General features: G+C 61.5%; 1 protein-coding gene and 2 pseudogenes. 1 reads left to right on the forward strand and 2 read right to left on the reverse strand.

What is annotated here, in order from left to right:
• Positions 1-97: pseudogene (locus tag ACFWI9_RS33940) on the reverse strand (transposase); the annotation flags it as partial.
• A gap of 23 nt (positions 98-120) precedes the next feature.
• Positions 121-330 (reverse strand): annotated as a pseudogene (locus tag ACFWI9_RS33945) (integrase core domain-containing protein); the annotation flags it as partial.
• A 358-nt stretch (positions 331-688) separates the two neighbouring features.
• On the opposite strand from ACFWI9_RS33945, the gene ACFWI9_RS33950 reads away from it, so the two are divergent.
• Positions 689-2,077, forward strand: a complete 1,389-nt coding sequence (locus ACFWI9_RS33950) for a hypothetical protein (protein WP_387169070.1) — start codon at positions 689-691, stop codon at positions 2,075-2,077.
• Positions 2,078-2,171 lie beyond the last annotated feature (94 nt).

Raw genomic sequence — 2,171 nt, forward strand, 5'->3', positions numbered from 1 at the left:
AGACGCACTTCAGGGCCGCGTTCTCGGAGGGGAAGTGGCCACGGGCCCTCGCAGCCCGGCGGATGCGTGCGTTGACCGACTCGATCGCGTTGGTGCTGCTGCTGGCTGCTGGTGTTCGTAGTCGACGGGGCTGAGGTGTTCGTTGGCGGAGTGCCTGCGGCGGGTGTTGTAGCGGGCCAGCCACCGGAAGACGGTACGTCGGCAGAGTTCCGCGCCCGGGTAGTGGTGGGCGCCGCGTAGAGTCTCCCGCTTGAGGGTGGCGTGGAAGCTTTCGCAGGCGGCGTTGTCGGCGGAGGTACCGACAGCACCCATGGACTGGGTGACGTCCATCTCGCCGCACAGATCGGCGAATTCACGCGAACAGCCTGGCTCCGAACCGCGGGGTCAATCTTCTTGGGCACGTGCCCCATCCTCTTCTATGGCTCACATTCGAGCGGCAGAGAAGTCAGGAGGGTCCACGGAGACCTCACGTCATTCTTGTGTCAGACCCGCCACCTGCCCTGCCGCACATCGTTCTCCGATCACGTCAACGCCCCCGCAGCGTGTCGACGCGGTTGATGACGGTCCGTTTAGGTATTACTACACATACATGGCCCTACCCGGGGCGGGTGAGGCCAGGGTCCGAATATAGGTGCCAGGACCCATCGCAGCGGCCGACACCAGTCCGCATGAAGTAGAGGAGAAGAGTGTGACTAACTACTGCATCAAATTTCTCGTTCGGGCGGCTTTGGCTGTCCCGATGGCATTCCCGGCGACACTTGTAGCAGCCGTTCCTGCAGCGGCTAACACCTCGGTTTCATGCAGCGCCGCCGATCTTACCAACGCCATCAACAGTGCCAATGCTGGCAGTGGCGACACTCTGGATCTCACCCCCTATTGCGTTTATGAGTACAGCGTAGACTCTGGCGACGGAGAGAATGCCCTTCCCGTCATCACTCAGCCGCTTACCATTAATGGGAATAATGCAACCATCCGGCGTGCCACCACCGCCACCACATCCTTCCGCATCTTCCAAGTCCAAGGGACGTCCCTCTCGATGAACAACCTCACGATCATGAACGGCTCGATTCCGTTTGTAGGGGGTGGTATCCGAGTTGACCAGGACTCAACCCTGAACTTGGATACCGTCAACGTCCAGGGCAACCACGCCGGTTTGGGTGGCGGAGGTGTCTGGACGGCATTCCAAGGCGTCGGGGTGACGATCACTAACAGTGTGTTTACTGACAACTCGTCAAACAATCAGGGCGGCGGCATCAGTGCGCCAGACGCTGTCACCATTACCGGCTCTACATTTTCGCGAAATCGGGCCCGCATTGGAGGTGCATTTAGCCGGTCGTCAAACGTAGTTTCGACTAGCGCTGTCTCCATCAGCGACAGCACGTTTCGCAACAACAGCGCCGCGGAAGCGGGCGGCCTGCATCTGTTGAATCGCAACGGCAGCATCAATGTCACCAACACTTCGATTACGGATAATCGCAGCACAAGTGGAAATGGTGGCGGAGTTCAGGTGGAGTCCGGCGGTTCTGGTCCAATTTCCTTCATCGGTGGCACTATCGCCGGGAACACGAGCACCAGTAGCGGTAACCCTGTCGGCGGCGGCCTCTCCTTGCTCGGCTGCGGGGCAGGCACTGTCGTGACCCTGAACGGCACTACCGTCATCGACAACCAGACCATCGGCGCGCACGGCCAGGGAGCAGGCATCTACAACGAGTGCCCCTCCAGTGTGCTTAGTCTGAATGGGGGTGCGAACGTCTCCCGCAACTTGGCCTCCGGCCAGTACTCCCAAGGCGGCGGCATCTACGCCGCTGCAGGCACCACCACCAGCGTCAGCGGCTCACTCATCACCGGTAACAAAGTCACCGGCACCGGCTCCCAAGCGGCTGGCATCTACAACACCGGCGGCAGCTTCTCCCTGAACGCCGCCCCCGTCATCAACAACACCGCCCCACCCGCCCCCGCACCCGGCGGCATCTGGACCGACACCCAGTTCACCACCGTCACCGCATCCCCCATCACAGGCAACACTCCCACCAACTGTCTCCTCAGCCCCGTCATCGTCACCGGCTGCACCGGCTAAGAGTGCGGAACGTGAGCTCTTGTCCGTTTCGTGGCTGGGGTTGGGGAAGAACCGCTGGCCACGGAGTGAGGCTGGTCCTCAGGCGTCGGGGCGG

Source organism: Streptomyces sp. NPDC127084, from assembly GCF_042724175.1.
Lineage (GTDB): Bacteria > Actinomycetota > Actinomycetes > Streptomycetales > Streptomycetaceae > Streptomyces.